At 63.4% G+C, this 15,048-nt stretch carries 14 protein-coding genes; 2 read left to right on the top strand and 12 right to left on the bottom strand.

Annotation, left to right across the window (positions count from 1 at the left end; all coding sequences use genetic code 11):
* Positions 1 to 24 precede the first annotated feature (24 nt).
* The 11 genes from pgi to dksA all read right to left on the bottom strand — a co-directional run bounded on the left by pgi (position 25) and on the right by dksA (position 12,572).
* Positions 25 to 1,689 carry a glucose-6-phosphate isomerase gene (gene pgi / locus DM872_RS00960; RefSeq protein WP_179057703.1) on the bottom strand — a complete coding sequence of 555 codons (1,665 nt, stop codon included), beginning with the start codon at positions 1,687 to 1,689 and terminating at the stop codon, positions 25 to 27.
* Between the two features lie 70 nt (positions 1,690 to 1,759).
* Positions 1,760 to 2,140, bottom strand: coding sequence for an aspartate 1-decarboxylase (gene panD / locus DM872_RS00955; RefSeq protein ID WP_003457244.1), 381 nt, complete (start codon positions 2,138 to 2,140; stop codon positions 1,760 to 1,762).
* Positions 2,141 to 2,220: 80 nt separating this feature from the next.
* On the bottom strand, positions 2,221 to 3,081 hold the full coding sequence (gene panC / locus DM872_RS00950; protein ID WP_179057702.1) for a pantoate--beta-alanine ligase: 861 nt from the start codon (positions 3,079 to 3,081) through the stop codon (positions 2,221 to 2,223).
* Complete coding sequence (gene panB / locus DM872_RS00945; RefSeq protein WP_179057701.1) at positions 3,078 to 3,878, bottom strand: 3-methyl-2-oxobutanoate hydroxymethyltransferase; 801 nt, start codon at positions 3,876 to 3,878, stop codon at positions 3,078 to 3,080. The genes panC and panB overlap by 4 nt, the downstream gene beginning before the upstream one ends.
* 102 nt (positions 3,879 to 3,980) lie before the next feature.
* Positions 3,981 to 4,481 (bottom strand): 2-amino-4-hydroxy-6-hydroxymethyldihydropteridine diphosphokinase, encoded by a 501-nt coding sequence (gene folK / locus DM872_RS00940; protein ID WP_179057700.1) that lies wholly within the window; start codon positions 4,479 to 4,481, stop codon positions 3,981 to 3,983.
* A 2-nt stretch (positions 4,482 to 4,483) separates the two neighbouring features.
* Positions 4,484 to 5,890, bottom strand: a complete 1,407-nt coding sequence (locus tag DM872_RS00935) for a polynucleotide adenylyltransferase PcnB (RefSeq protein WP_179057699.1) — start codon at positions 5,888 to 5,890, stop codon at positions 4,484 to 4,486.
* Positions 5,891 to 6,570: 680 nt separating this feature from the next.
* Entirely contained in the window at positions 6,571 to 7,998 is a 1,428-nt protein-coding gene (locus DM872_RS00930) for a sigma-54-dependent transcriptional regulator (protein ID WP_179057698.1), read from the bottom strand.
* 22 nt (positions 7,999 to 8,020) lie between these two features.
* Positions 8,021 to 10,975 carry a sensor histidine kinase gene (locus DM872_RS00925; protein ID WP_179057697.1) on the bottom strand — a complete coding sequence of 985 codons (2,955 nt, stop codon included), beginning with the start codon at positions 10,973 to 10,975 and terminating at the stop codon, positions 8,021 to 8,023.
* Positions 10,959 to 11,135 carry a hypothetical protein gene (locus DM872_RS00920; RefSeq protein WP_003095129.1) on the bottom strand — a complete coding sequence of 59 codons (177 nt, stop codon included), beginning with the start codon at positions 11,133 to 11,135 and terminating at the stop codon, positions 10,959 to 10,961. Before DM872_RS00920 ends, DM872_RS00925 begins: the two co-directional genes overlap by 17 nt.
* A 60-nt stretch (positions 11,136 to 11,195) precedes the next feature.
* Positions 11,196 to 12,080 (bottom strand): tRNA glutamyl-Q(34) synthetase GluQRS, encoded by an 885-nt coding sequence (gene gluQRS / locus DM872_RS00915; protein WP_179057757.1) that lies wholly within the window; start codon positions 12,078 to 12,080, stop codon positions 11,196 to 11,198.
* 48 nt (positions 12,081 to 12,128) lie between these two features.
* Entirely contained in the window at positions 12,129 to 12,572 is a 444-nt protein-coding gene (gene dksA / locus DM872_RS00910; protein ID WP_077522916.1) for an RNA polymerase-binding protein DksA, read from the bottom strand.
* 193 nt (positions 12,573 to 12,765) lie between these two features.
* Here dksA and DM872_RS00905 point away from each other — a divergent pair, with 193 nt between their 5' ends.
* Complete coding sequence (locus DM872_RS00905; RefSeq protein ID WP_179057696.1) at positions 12,766 to 13,941, top strand: pyridoxal phosphate-dependent aminotransferase; 1,176 nt, start codon at positions 12,766 to 12,768, stop codon at positions 13,939 to 13,941.
* Positions 13,938 to 14,645 carry a DNA/RNA nuclease SfsA gene (sfsA, locus tag DM872_RS00900; RefSeq protein WP_179057695.1) on the top strand — a complete coding sequence of 236 codons (708 nt, stop codon included), beginning with the start codon at positions 13,938 to 13,940 and terminating at the stop codon, positions 14,643 to 14,645. The genes DM872_RS00905 and sfsA overlap by 4 nt, the downstream gene beginning before the upstream one ends.
* Before the next feature lie 3 nt (positions 14,646 to 14,648).
* Here the strand turns inward: sfsA and DM872_RS00895 are convergent, their stop codons facing one another.
* Positions 14,649 to 14,972, bottom strand: a complete 324-nt coding sequence (locus tag DM872_RS00895; RefSeq protein WP_179057694.1) for a Rieske (2Fe-2S) protein — start codon at positions 14,970 to 14,972, stop codon at positions 14,649 to 14,651.
* Positions 14,973 to 15,048: the final 76 nt, after the last annotated feature.

Here is a 15,048-nt window from a genome sequence, read left to right as displayed (position 1 = left end):
GCGAATGAATTCGCCCCCACAAGATCAACCGCGGTGACGCGCGCGGAAGAAGTCGATCAGGCCCTGGGTCGAGCCGTCCTCGGCCTGGGCTTCCTCCTGGCCGGTGAGGCGTGAATAGACCGCCTTGCCCAGTTCCTTGCCGAGTTCCACACCCCATTGGTCGAAGGCATTGACACCCCAGAGCACGCTCTGCACGTAAACCTTGTGTTCGTACATGGCAATCAACGCACCCAGGCGGCGCGGGCTGATGCGCTCCACTACCAGGGTATTGCTCGGGCGATTGCCGGGCACGACCTTGTGCGGTGCCAGGCGCTGTACTTCCTCTTCGGGCAACCCCTTGGCGCGCAGTTCCGCCTCAGCCTCTTCACGGGACTTGCCGAGCATCAGCGCCTGGCTCTGGGACAGGCAGTTGGCGAACAGCCACTGGTGGTGGTCGGCCACCGGGTTGTAGCTGGAGACCGGGACGATGAAGTCCGCCGGAATCAGCTGGGTGCCCTGGTGCAGCAACTGGTGATAGGCGTGCTGGCCGTTGCAGCCGACACCACCCCAGATCACGGGACCGGTGCCGGCGGTGACGGGGGTGCCGTCCTGGCGCACGCTCTTGCCGTTGGACTCCATGTCCAGCTGTTGCAAGTGGTCGGTGAAGTTACGCAGGTAGTAGTCGTAGGGCAGGATCGCGTGGCTGTGTGCGCCCCAGAAGTCGCCGTACCAGACACCGAGCAGGCCGAGGATTACCGGGATGTTGCGGTCGAACGGCGTGCTCTGGAAATGCTGGTCCATGCTGTAGGCGCCGGAGAGCAGTTCCTTGAAATTGGAGATGCCGATGGACATGGCGATCGGCAGGCCAATGGCGGACCAGAGCGAATAACGACCCCCAACCCAGTCCCACATCGGGAAGATGTTCTCTTCGCGGATGCCAAAGGCCACCGCCGCTTCCTTGTTGCTGGAAACGGCGATGAAGTGCCGGTACAGCTCTTCTTCGCTGCCACCCTGAGCCAGGTACCAGGCACGTGCGGCCTGCGCGTTCTTCAGGGTTTCCAGGGTGCTGAAGGACTTGCTGGAGACGATGAACAATGTGGTTTCAGCGTTCAGGCGGCAGGCCAGTTCGCGGAACTCGCTGCCGTCGATGTTCGCCAGGTAGTGGCAGCGCACACCTTTCTGCGCGAAGGGCAGCAGCGCTTCGGAGACCAGTTGCGGGCCGAGGAAGGATCCGCCGATACCAATGTTCACCACGTCAGTGATGGGTTTGTCGGTGTAACCGCGCCACAGGCCGTTGTGTACGTAGCCCACCAGTTCGGTCATCTGATGCAGAACGCGATGGACTTCAGGCATCACGTCGACGCCGTCCACCCAGACCTTGTCGCCAATGGGGCGGCGCAGTGCGGTGTGCAGCACCGGACGGCCCTCGGATGCGTTGATCACGTCACCCCGGAACATGGCCTTGATGGCATCGCCGAGCTGGGCTTCTTCCGCCAGCTTGACCAGGAGGTCCAGGGTGTCGGCACGGATCAGGTTCTTCGAGAAGTCCAGCAGCAGGCCGCAGGCGCTGTGGCTGAACTGCTTGAAGCGCTCGGAATCTTCGGCGAAGGCCTGACGCAGGCTGAAGCCGGCAAGGTCCTGGCGATGCTGGCGGAGCGCGGCCCAGGTGGGCAGTTGGGTGACATCGAGCGGCGTCAGGTGGTGATCCATGGAGTACCTGTGTGCGACTTATGAAAAAGCCCGGATAGGTCCGGGCTTCGGGTCATTCAGCTGTCCGGTCTCAGGCAACCTGTACCGGAATCGCGTTGCTGGTATGGCTGAGTTCGTTGCCCGGAGCCATGTACAGCATACGCGGTTTGAAATTGGCAAGTTCCGCTTCGCTGTAGTGAGCGTAGGCGCAGATGATCACGCGATCACCCACTTTGGCCTTGTGCGCCGCGGCGCCGTTCACCGAGATCATCCGCGAACCGTTTTCGCCGCGGATGGCGTAGGTGGTGAAACGCTCGCCGTTGTCGACGTTATAGATCTGGATCTGTTCGTACTCGCGGATGCCGGCGAGATCGAGCCATTCACCATCGATGGCGCAGGAACCTTCGTAGTCGAGCACGGCGTGGGTGACTTCGGCGCGGTGCAGTTTGGCCTTGAGCATGATGGCGTGCATGGCTTTTCCTCGTCAGGATGCGGGCGGCGGCAGAGTTTGCCCGAACCCCCGAGGGGGTTCAAGGCTATGACGGGCGTCGATCAGGCTTGCGCTTCGAGGTTGAAGGCAAGGTTGTCGATCAGGCGGGTGTTACCCATGAAGGCGGCACCGAGGATCACCAACTGATGGTCCTTGTTGCCGGCGGGGCGCAGATTCAGCGCTTCGCGGACTTCCAGGTAATCCGGGCGGAAACCGGCCCTGGCCAGTTCGGCCTGGCCTTCCTGTTCCAGTGCGGCGAAATCGCGGCGGCCTGCGCGGATGGCGGAGGCCAGTTGCTGGAGGGTGCGGTACAGGGCGGGGGCGGCCGCGCGCTGGGCGTCGTCCAGGTAACCATTGCGAGACGACAGGGCCAGGCCATCTTCGGCACGGACCGTGGGTTCGCCCATGACCTGGATCGGCATGTTCAGGTCGCGCGCCAGCTTGCGGATGACTGCCAACTGCTGGAAGTCCTTCTCGCCGAATATCGCGAGGTCAGGCTGGACCATGTTGAACAGCTTGCTGACTACGGTGGCGACGCCCTCGAAATGACCAGGGCGGCTACCGCCACAGAGACCTTCGGACACCAGCGGCACATTTACGCGGGTCTGGCCGTCCATGCCGTCCGGGTACATCTCTTCCACGTCCGGATGGAACAGCAGTTGGCAGCCAGCGGCCACCAGCTTCTCCTGGTCGGATACCAGGGTGCGCGGATACTTGGCCAGGTCTTCGCTGGGGCCGAATTGCAGCGGGTTGACGAAGATGCTGGCGACCACGAAGTCGGCTCGCTGGCTGGCCTTCTCCACCAGGGCGACGTGCCCGGCGTGGAGGTTGCCCATCGTCGGCACGAAGCCGATGCGCTTGCCCTCGTTGCGTGCGCGGGCGATGGCGGCACGCAGTTCGCGGACGGTCTTGACGGTGATCATGCGGAGAATCCGTGTTCGGCGGCGGGGAAAGTGACGTCCTTGACGGCCTGGACATAGGCGGTGAGCGCAGCCTGGATGCTGGTCTGACCTTCCATGAAGTTTTTCACGAACTTGGGTGCGCGGCCGGTGAGGGACAGGCCGAGCATGTCGTGCAGGACCAGTACCTGGCCATCGGTGGCGCTGCCTGCGCCGATGCCGATTACCGGGATTTTCACCGACTGGGTGATTTCGGCGGCCAGCTCGCTGGGCACGCATTCCAGCAGCAGCATGGCTGCGCCGGCTTGTTCCAGGGCCATGGCGTCGGCGCGCAGTTGGCGCGCCTGGGCTTCCTGGCGACCCTGGACCTTGTAGCCGCCGAGAATGTTCACGGCTTGCGGGGTCAGGCCCAGGTGGGCGCAGACCGGCACACCGCGCTCGGCCAGCAGGCGGATCGGATCGGCGAGCCAGGCGGCGCCTTCCAGCTTGACCATGTGGGCACCGGCCTGCATCAGCGCGGCGGAATTGGCGAAGGTCTGCTCGAGGTTGGCATAGGCCATGAACGGCAGGTCGCTGATGATCAGCGCGCCCTGGTTACCGCGTTTCACGGCTGCAGTGTGATAGGCCATTTCGGTCACGCTGACCGGCAGGGTGCTGTCATGGCCTTGCAGGACCATGCCAAGGGAATCACCCACCAGCAGCACATCCACGCCGGCCTGGCAGGCGGCCTGGGCAAAAGTGGCGTCATAGGCTGTCAGCATGGCGATCTTCTCGCCTTTCAGCTTGAGCTCTTGCAGGGTGGTCAGGGTCACATCAGGCATGAAAACGTCCTCATCGGCACCAGTTTGCACCGGCGCGGGGCAACGGGACGCTTATAGTCCCGATGGGGGGGCATGAAGTCAATTGCAGGTGTTACCGACCTGTTACGGCGTTACCGCCAGGTCGGGCAGGCGCTCGAGGCCTTCGAAGGGGCAGGCGTCCAGCAGCGTTTGCAGCGGGCGCCCATCGGGCAGCTGCAGGTCACCGGCGATTTCCGCCAGGGGATAGAGCACGAAGGCGCGGGCATGCATGTGGTAGTGCGGAACCTGCAACCGCGGCTCGTCGATCCGGCGTTGGCCGAACAAGAGAATGTCCAGGTCCAGCGTGCGGGGGCCCCAGCGCTCGTCCTTGCGTACACGCCCCTGCGCAAGCTCGATGGTTTGCAGGGCATCCAGCAGTTCCAGCGGTGCGAGTTCGGTTTCCAGGGCCGCGACGGCATTGACGTAGCGGGGCTGGTCCGGCGGGCCGAGCGGATCGCTGGCATAGAGCGAGGAAACGGCAGCGAGCCGGGTGCGGGGCAGGTCGCCCAGTGCTTCGAGGGCGCCACGCAGCTGGCTGACGGGTTCGGCGAGATTGCTGCCGAGGCCGATGTACACGCGCTCCATGATTACTCGCCCGGAGTGCCGGGGGCGTTGTCGCTACGCGGGCCACGACGGCGGCGGCTGCCACCGCGACGGCGACGCTGACCCGAGGGCTGCTGGTCATCCTTGGCGCTCAGCTCGCGGATCATGTTGCGGCGCTGGCTGTCGCTGGCGTCCTGGTAATCGGTCCACCAGTCGCCCAGGCCATCGGTTTGCTCGCCGGCGCTTTCACGCAGCAGCAGGAAGTCGTAGCCGGCACGGAAACGCGGATTTTCCAGCAACAGGTCGGCGCGCTTGCCGCTGCGGCGCGGCAGGCGTTCCTGCATGTCCCATATCTCGCGGATCGGGATGCTGAAACGCTTGGGAATGGCAGTGCGCTGGACCTGTTCCATGATCAGGCCGTGGGCGGCTTCCTGCATTGCCGGTATCGGCGGCATGCCGCGTTCCTGCAGCTGCGCCGCACGGGCGGGCAGGGCCGGCCACAACAAGGCGGCAAAGAGGAACGCCGGGGTAACGGGTTTGTTCTGGCGGATGCGCTCGTCGGTGTTGATCAACGCCTGGCGGATCAGTCGACCGGTGTATTCGGGGTCACGTTCCAGCGCAGCGGCGCTGGCCGGGAACAGCGGGGCGAAGAGGTCGTATTCCACCAGCAGCTCGAAGGTGCGCTCGGCCTTGCCGCTGAGGAACAGCTTGAGCACTTCGTCGAACAGGCGCGCGGAGGGAATCTCGCGCAGCATCGGTGCCAGGCGGCGAATGGGCGCGGCACTGTGTTTCTCGATCTCGAAGTCCAGCTTGGCGGCGAACCGCGCGGCACGCAGCATGCGCACCGGGTCTTCCTGGTAACGCTGCTCGGGGATACCGATCAGGCGCACCAGCCTATTGCGGATGTCATGCACGCCGTGGGCGTAGTCGAGGATGCGTTCGGTGGTCGGGTCGTAGTAGAGCGCATTGATGGTGAAGTCACGACGCTGGGCGTCGTCTTCCAGGCTGCCGTAGACGTTGTCGCGCAGGATTCGACCGCTTTCATTGCGCGAGGCCTGGTTGCTGTCTTCCTCGTCTTCACCTTGCGGGTGATTGGCGCGGAAGGTGGCGACTTCGATGATCTCCCGGCCGAACTGCACATGGGCCAGCTTGAAGCGACGGCCGATCACCCGCGCATTACGGAATTCGGCACGCACCTGTTCCGGGGTGGCGCTGGTGGCCACGTCGAAATCCTTGGGGCGCAGGTTCAGCAGCAGGTCGCGGACGCAACCGCCAACGACATAGGCCTGATAACCCGCCTTCTGCAGGCGGTCTACGACCACCACGGCGTTGCGGCTGATGCCCGAGCGGTGCAGCGAGTGCTGATTGTTGCCCAGTACTTCGGGTGTGCTGCGCGGATGCTGCGCGCGGCGCAGGGGGGATCGGAAAGACTGGAACAGCTTCTTCAGCATGGGATGCACTGTTTTGCGGAATGGACGGCCAGAAAAGGATATGGGCGCACGATGGCCGCGGATTCTAGCACTGGGAGGGGGGATGGAGAAGAAAAGGTCTGAGAGAAGGCAAAGCTACTGGGGGAGCCGAAGCTCCCCCCCAAATTGGTGCGTGCTTTGTTTTTATTGTTTCGGGCTTGGTGTTTTTGTTGTTCGACCCGGTCCAGCAGGCACTTCACCTCTGGATATGCCCTCCAATCGAGGGTTAATAGCAAACGGATTGCTTTGGACGCTGATGGTGCCTTGATCATTCCATGACCCAACCAGTACGGGTGCTGTCTCGGGACAGTTTTATTGTTCTCGGTCTGGCTGTGGGGCGAGCCCCAAGGGCAATTCCTCTCCAAAAGAATCAGTTAGCTGCGCCTCCGCTGTTTTGTTTTTGTTGTGCTGGAGTCGATACGTCTTGTTTTTATTGTGGGGTTCAGCGTTTGTTATTGTTGTTGTGCCAGAGATAAAGCAGAAGCCATGCCAACTTTTGAGATTCCTTGTAAATCAAGGCTTTGCGGGGGTCGATGGCTGAGCGAGGGGCAAAAAAAAGCCGGGTTTTCGTTACCTTTAAACCCGGCTTTGTTACGTGATGTTAGGCGGGGTAACAGCAAACGGAACCTGTTGTGTTTCCGTGCTGTCACCCTCGCCGGCGCTCAAGGCCCGGCTGCAGCGCCCGATTTGCGGCGCGGGATGCCCAGGCGCTGGCGGCGTTCCCACAGGCATTTGCGGCTGATACCCAGTTTGCGGGCCAGCTCGGTTTCGGTCATGTGGTCCTGGTGCTCCAGCACGAAGTGCTGGAAGTAGTCTTCGAGCGACAGGTCTTCAGTGGGCTCGTGGGCTGTGTTGTTGGCCTGGGCCGGCGCTGCGGCTTCGTTGAAGTCCAGGTCGTCCAGGTCATCCAGCTCGATGTCGATGCCCAGCAGGTCTGCCGAAATGTCCGGGCTCTCGCACAGGATCACCGCGCGCTCGATGGCGTTCTCCAGTTCCCGCACGTTACCTGGCCAGTTGTAGTGGCGGATGGCCTGTTCGGCATCCGCGGCGAAGCGCAGGCTTTCGCGTCCCATCTGGGAGCACTGGCGCGCCAGGAAGGAGCGGGCGATTTCCAGCACGTCGTTACCGCGCTCGCGCAGGGCGGGCAGCTTCAGGGAGATGACGTGCAGGCGGTAATAGAGGTCCTCGCGGAACTGGCCGGTCTTGGCCAGCGTCTTGAGGTCGCGGTGGGTGGCGGCGATCAGGCGCACATCGACCTTCTGCGATTGCACCGAACCCACACGGCGAATCTCGCCTTCCTGCAGGACGCGCAGCAGACGCGCCTGAGCTTCCAGCGGCAGTTCGCCGATCTCGTCGAGGAACAGGGTGCCACCGTCGGCGGCTTCCACCAGACCGGCACGGCCGGCGGTGGCGCCGGTGAACGCACCTTTCTCGTGGCCGAAGAGTTCCGACTCGATCAGCGTTTCCGGAATGGCCGCGCAGTTCACCGAAATCAACGGTGCCTTGGCGCGACGGGAAAGGTTGTGCAGGGCGCGGGCCACCAGTTCCTTGCCGGTGCCGGACTCCCCCTGGATCAACACGGTGGAGTCGGTCGGGGCGACCTTGCGGATCTTGCTGTAGAGCTCGAGCATCGCCGAGCAGGACCCAATGATGCCGATCTCGCCATCGGCATTGGCGGCAGCGGCCTTGTCACCGCCACGGCCCGCAGTGGGGCGCTCGCTCGGGGTCGACCTGGCTTCCTGGCGCTCCTTGAGGATGCGCGAGACGGCCTGGAGCATTTCGTCATGGTCGAAGGGCTTGGCGATGTAGTCCACCGCGCCCATCTTCATCGAGTCCACCGCCGAGCGCAGGCTGGCGTAGCTGGTCATGATCAGCACCGGGGTGCCCTGGGCCAGTTTGATCAGTTCGGTACCGGGAGCGCCGGGCAGGCGAAGGTCGCTGATGATCAGGTCGAAACCGGGAATGCTGTAGCGCTCCTGGGCTTCCTGCACGGAGCCTGCCTCGCTGACCTGGTACTGGTTGCGTTCCAGCAGGCGTCGCAGGGCTGAGCGAATGATGGTTTCGTCTTCGACGATCAGAATATGTGGCATTAATTCGGCTCTCTAGACGGTCTCAGCCCACGGCGGATGTAGCTTCGACAAAACGAGGCAACGTCACCCTGATTCGGGTGCCGCGCTGGCTCTCGGAGTCGGCCGGGCTTTCGATGGTTATCTGTCCATAATGCTCTTCCACGATCGAATAGACCAGTGCAAGGCCAAGGCCGGTCCCTTTCCCTGGGTCCTTGGTGGTGAAGAAGGGTTCGAACAGGCGGTCCATGATCGCCTTCGGAATGCCGCTACCTTCGTCTTCCACGACGAGATCGACGGTGTGTTCCGAGGCTTCACTCGTCACGCGGATGGCGCTACCCACGGGGGACGCGTCGCGGGCGTTGGACAACAGGTTGATCAGGACCTGGGCGAGACGCTGCGGGTCGCCTTCGACGACGTGCTGCGGATCGCAGAGGTTGAAGAAGTTCACATCGATGCTGCGCTTGTTCAGTGACAGCAGTCCAATGGCGTCCTGCGCGACCTCAGCCAGGCACACCGGCTCGCTGGCCTGCTGGCGGCCACCGGCGTGGGCGAAGCTCATCAGCGACTGAACGATACGCGTGACGCGCTTGGTCTGTTCGAGGATCTGGCTGCTGAGTTCCTTGATCTCGGAATCGCCTTCGCGCTCTTCGCGCAGGTTCTGCGCCAGGCAGGCGATGCCCGTGATGGGGTTACCGATTTCGTGGGCAACGCCGGCCGCGAGGCGGCCGATGGATGCAAGGCGCTCGGAGTGCACCAGCTTGTCTTCCAGCAACTGCGTGTCGGTCACGTCTTCCACCAGCAGCACCAGTCCGCTGCTGCCAGGGGCCAGGGGTTCTTCGATCGCCGCCTTGTGCAGGTTGAGTGCACGCACCTGGCCGTCCAGGGTCAGGCGCTGTTTGTGCAGGTGCTCGTCGGGCAGATTGATGAAGCCTTCCAGCAATCCTTTCCAGGGCTCGGCGATGGTGGACAGGCGCGATCCCACGACGCGCTGGGCGGGAATCTCGGTCAGTTCCTCCATGGCGCGGTTCCACATCAGGATTTCCTGGTCCTTGGCCAGCGAGCAGACGCCCATGGGCAGTTCCTGCAAGGTCTGGCGGTGGTAACGGCGCAAGGCGTCTAGTTCGGCAGCCAGGCCGGTGAGGCGCGAGTGGTAGTCCTCCAGCCGGCTTTCGATGAAGTGGATGTCCTCGGTCACGTAGCCTTCGCTGCCGGATTTGTAGGGCAGGAAGGTTTCCACCATGTCCTGGGCAACGCTCGGGCCCATCAGGCCGGAGAGGTTGGCTTCGATGCGGTCACGCAGGCGGCGCAGGGCATAGGGGCGGCGTTCGTCGAAGGGCAAGTGCAGGTCACGCAGCGCCTGTTCGACTTCCTTCTGTGCCGTCTTGGCGCCCAGGGGCTTGGCCAGCTGGCTGGCGAATTCCTGCGGCGAGCTGGCCACCAGTTCGCGGCGTTGTGGGCGGCGTACGTTGTCCACGGTGCAGGCTTCGGCGGCGCTGCGTTCTTCGGGGCTGGCTTCGGTGAAGAGCGAGACCAGGGTGAAGATCAGCACGTTGGCTGCCAGGGAGGCGATGGCCGCGATGTGCCAGCTGGTGTCGTCGAGCACGTAGATGGCGTTGAACAGCGGCAGGTAGACGCCCTGCAGGTTGCCCACCAGTGGCAGCAGCATGGCGAACAGCCATACGATGAAGCCTGCCAGCAGGCCTGCGATGAAGCCGCGGCGGTTGGCCGTCGGCCAATAGAGCACCGACAGCGCGCCGGGAAGGAACTGCAGGGTGGCGACGAAAGCGACGATGCCGAGGTTGGAGAGATCCTGCTCGGCGCCCAGCAGCAGGTAGAAACCGTAGCCGGCCATGATGATGAAGGCGATCAGCGCGCGACGGGTCCACTTCAGCCAGCGGTAGATGTTGCCTTCGGCGGGTGGCTGGTAGAGCGGCAGCACCAGGTGGTTCAGGGCCATGCCGGAGAGCGCCAGGGTCAGCACGATGATCAGGCCACTGGCAGCGGACAGGCCCCCGACATAGGCGAGCAAGGCCAGCACCGGATTGTCGACGGCAATACCGAGGCCGAGCGTGAAGTATTCAGGGTTGGTGGTGGCGCCCAGCTTGAGGCCGGCCCAGAGAATCAGCGGAATGGCCAGGCTCATCAACAGCAGGAACAGGGGCAGACCCCAGCTCGCGCTGACCATGGCGCGTGGGTTGAGATTCTCGGTGAAGGTCATGTGGTACATGTGCGGCATGACGATCGCTGATGCGAAGAACACCAGCAGCAGCGTGCGCCATGGACCTTCTTGCAGAGGCGTGTGCAGGGTGGAGAGGGCGGCCTGGTTCTGCAGTAGCCACAGCTCCAGTTCGCGTGGGCCGCCGAATACGCCGTAGAGGGCATAGAAGCCGATACCGCCCAGGGCCACCAGCTTGACCACCGATTCGAAGGCGATGGCGAACACCAGGCCGGCGTGCTTCTCGCGGGTGGCGATATGGCGTGCGCCGAAGAGGATGGTGAACAGCGTGATCAGGGCGCAGAAGCTGAAAGCGACGCGGTTGTGCACCGGCTCGCGGGTGAGGATGCCGATCGAATCGGCCACGGCCTGGATCTGCAGCGCCAGTAGCGGCAGCACGCCGATGATCATGATCACCGTGGTCAGCGCACCGGCCCAGGTGCTGCGGAAGCGGAAGGCGAAGAGGTCCGCCAGGGATGAAAGCTGGTAGGTGCGCGTTATGCGCAGGATCGGATAGAGCAAAACCGGTGCCAGCAGGAACGCCCCCGACACGCCGAGGTAGCTGGCAAGGAATCCGTAGCCGTATTGATAGGCGAGCCCGACGGTGCCGTAGAAAGCCCAGGCGCTGGCGTACACGCCCAGAGACAGGGTGTAGGTCAGCGGGTGGCGGATGATCCAGCGCGGGACGAAGCCCCGGTCACTGAGCCAGGCCACGCCGAACAGGGCCAGAAGATAGGCAGCGCTGATCAGGATCAGCTGGGTGAGGCTAAAGCTCATCAGCATCGCGTTGACTCTGCAGAATGAAGGTCACCACGATCAGGATCAGCCACAGCAGGTAGGGGCGGTACCAGGCGCCGTTGGGGTCGATCCACCAATCCATGATGGCGGGGGAGAACAGGTAGATTCCCACCACCAGGAGCAGGACCAGTCGATAGATGTACATGCCGCAATTCTCGTCGTGTCTGCCGCGATGGTAGCGAATGCCCGGTACGGCGGCGAGTGGCTAGCGCAGCTGTGTTTCGGCCAGTGTTCGGCAACGCGGTATGCGCGTGGCATCCCAATGGGCGATTCCCCAGTCCAGTGCTTCTCGGGGGCTGCCTTCGGCCAGTTCGGCGGGTGGTTCCTGGCCGAGGGTGCGCAGCGCGCGTGCCAGTAGCGGTCCGGCGCTGTCCGCCGGCAAGGGCGGCGAGCGATAGGACTTGCCCAGCTTATGGCCATCCGGCTGGATGATCAGTGGCACATGCAGATAGCGCGGCTGACGGAATCCGAGCAGTTCCTGCAGATAGAGCTGACGCGGCGTGGAGTCCAGCAGGTCGGCGCCCCGCACGATATCGGTAACACCCTGCCAGGCATCGTCCAGCACCACGGCCAACTGATAGGCATAGAGCCCATCGCGGCGGCGGATGACGAAATCGCCCACTTCTCGTCCCAGGTGCTGGCGGTATTCACCCTGCACGCGGTCGACGAAGTGGTATGCCAGCTCCGGTACACGGATGCGGATGGCGGCATCGTGCAGGGGATGCTGTGCGTTGCGACAGGTCCCCGGATAGATACCCAGGCTGCCTTCCAACTGCTTGCGCGAACAGGTGCAGGCATAGGCCAGGCCCATCTCATAGAGACGGTCGATCACCTTGGCGTACGCCTCGTGGCGGTCGCTTTGACGCACCATTTCGCCGTCCCACTCAAAGCCGTAGGTTTCCAGGGTTCGGAGGATCGCCGCTTGGGCACCTTCAACTTCCCGTGGAGGATCGAGGTCTTCCATGCGCAGCAGCCAACGGCCGCCGACTGAGCGGGCATCGAGGTAGGAGGCGAGGGCGGCGACCAGCGAGCCGAAATGCAGATAGCCGCTGGGCGTGGGGGCGAAGCGCCCGATATAGGCAGGGGACATCACGTTGTGGACAAAGCGACGGGGCGCCATTGGCGCCCCGTTTCGGCATCAGGAGCCGAGTTGCTTTTCCTTGATCTCCGCCAGGGTCTTGCAGTCGATGCAAAGGGTGGCGGTGGGGCGGGCTTCCAGACGGCGAATGCCAATCTCGACGCCGCAGGAGTCGCACCAGCCGTAATCGTTGTCTTCGATCAGCTGAAGCGTCTCGTCGATCTTCTTGATCAGCTTGCGCTCGCGGTCGCGGGCCCGCAGTTCCAGGCTGAATTCTTCTTCCTGGCTAGCGCGGTCGGCCGGATCGGGGAAGTTGGCAGCTTCGTCCTGCATGTGGTGCACGGTACGATCCACCTCTTCCATCAACTCCAGCTTCCACTTGTTGAGGATGTTGGTGAAGTGAGCACGCATGCTGTCGCTCATGTACTCCTCGCCCTTGGTCTCTTGGTAGGGCACGAAGCCACGAATCAACTGGCTGTTCTGTTGTTTTGCATTGGTGGGCATGGATGGCCGCCTCTCACTTTCTTAATCCATTGCGCAGGATTATGGTCCATCGCCGGCGGTGCCGGCCCTGCGGCTGCAAGCGGGCGAACTTACCAGATCAAATCCGGGTACGCCACTCCCCGGCGTCGTACATGCTGCAGCGTCCAGGGACCATTGGTTAGAATCCTCTCTTTGCCTTAATAAAGGAAGGCCAATGGCCCAGTCCTACAGTGCACGCAGCCGCGCCATCGAACCCTTCCACGTCATGGCTCTGCTGGCTCGCGCCAACGAACTCCAGGCGGCGGGTCATGATGTGATCCACCTGGAAATCGGCGAGCCGGACTTCACCACCGCCGAGCCCATCATCCAGGCCGGACAGGAAGCCCTGGCCGCCGGGCATACCCGTTACACCGCCGCTCGCGGCTTGCCGCAACTGCGCGAAGCCATCGCCGGCTTCTACGCATCGCGCTATCGGTTGAACATAGACCCGGATCGCATTCTCATCACCCCCGGAGGCTCCGGGGCGCTGCTGCTGGCCAGCAGCCTCCTGGTGGACCCGGGCAAGCACTGGCTGCTGGCCGACCCCGGCTATCCCTGCAACCGCCACTTCCTGCGGCTTGTGGAAGGTGGAGCGCAGCTGGTGCCGGTCGGACCGGAAACCCGCTATCAGTTGACCCCGCAACTGGTCGAACGGCACTGGGATTCCGACAGTGTGGGGGCGCTGGTCGCCTCGCCGGCCAATCCTACGGGCACGGTGTTGCACGCTGATGAACTGGCAGCGTTGTCGCAGACCCTGAAGGCTCGCGGTGGTCATCTGGTGGTGGATGAGATCTACCACGGCCTGACCTACGGGATGGACGCCAGCAGCGTGCTGGAAGTGGATGACGACGCTTTCGTACTGAACAGCTTCTCCAAGTATTTCGGCATGACCGGCTGGCGTCTCGGTTGGCTGGTAGCGCCCGCCGATGCCGTGCCTGAACTGGAGAAGCTGGCGCAGAACCTCTATATCAGTGCGCCTTCGATGGCCCAGTACGCCGCGCTGGCCTGCTTCCAGCCGCGCACGCTGGAGATCTTCGAGCAGCGCCGCGAAGAGTTCGCTCGCCGCCGCGACTACCTGCTCCCGGCCCTGCGCGACCTGGGCTTCCGCATTGCGGTCGAGCCGGAGGGTGCCTTCTATCTGTATGCGGACATTTCCGCCTTTGGTGGCGATGCCTATGCCTTCTGTCGGCATTTCATCGAAACTGAACATCTGGCCTTCACGCCGGGCCTGGATTTCGGCCGCTACCAGTCCGGTCATCATGTGCGCTTCGCCTATACGCAGAGCCTGCCGCGCCTGGAAGAGGCGGTGCAGCGGCTGGCGCGCGGCCTGAAGACCTGGGCGGGCAAATGAAGTTCGCCCCAGCCCTGGAAGAGGGCAGGCTGCTCAAGCGTTACAAGCGTTTCCTCGCGGACATCGAGACCGCTTCGGGAGAGCAGTTGACCATTCACTGCCCCAACACCGGCTCGATGTTGAATTGCATGAGCGAGGGCTGCCGGGTCTGGTTCAGTCGCTCCAACGATCCCAAGCGCAAATTGCCCGGGACCTGGGAAATCGCCGAAACACCCCAGGGGCGTCTGGCCTGCGTCAACACTGCCCGTGCCAATGCCCTGGTTGAGGAAGCGTTGAAGACGGGCCTGATCCCCGAACTGGCGGGTTTCGCCAGCCTCAAGCGTGAAGTCGCCTATGGGCAGGAAAACAGCCGCGCGGACTTCCGCCTGGACTTCGCTGAGGGTCCGGCCTTCATCGAGGTGAAGAGTGTCACGCTGGGTTTCGATGGCACGCTGGTCGCGGCATTTCCGGATGCGGTCACCACGCGGGGCAGCAAACATTTGCGCGAGCTCGCTGCGCTGGCTCGCGATGGCGTACGGGCCGTGCAGTTGTATTGCGTGAACCTGTCGGAGATCGAGGCGGTGCGCCCGGCCGAGGAAATCGATCCGGCTTATGCGGCGGCCTTGCGTGAGGCCGTTTCTGCCGGTGTCGAAGTGCTGGCCTATGGGGTCGAACTGACGCCGGAAGAAGTGCGCGTCTGTCGCCGTCTTGATGTGAGGATCTGAGCTTCAGGCTGCATCCAGCAGCCAGATGCCTTCGGCATCTTCGACAATGCCCACCGACTCCAGCACTTCACCGACACAGGGGCCGGTGACGCATTCGCCGGACTCGATCAGGAACAGCGCACCATGGGCGGCGCATTGGATCAGGCTGCCGCTGTGGTCGAGAAACTGGTCCGGCGTCCACTCCAGGGGAATGCCCCGGTGTGGGCAGCGGTTCTCATAGGCATGGACCTGCCCGTGCCGGCGCACCAGCAGAATCTTCAGGTCATCTACGACAAAGCCCCGACTCTGACCTTCGGCCAGCTCATCGGGGCGGCAAAGCAGGATCATCGGCTTCTCCACGGCAGGCGCGCATTATCGCGCGCCGCCGTGGATTGCCAAGAGGGGCACATCCGTGTGCTGAACC

The organism is Pseudomonas taiwanensis (assembly GCF_013393345.1).
In the GTDB taxonomy this organism is placed as follows: domain Bacteria; phylum Pseudomonadota; class Gammaproteobacteria; order Pseudomonadales; family Pseudomonadaceae; genus Metapseudomonas; species Metapseudomonas resinovorans_C.
Note: the sequence above shows the minus strand (reverse complement) of the source record. Positions and strands in the feature narration are given on the sequence as shown.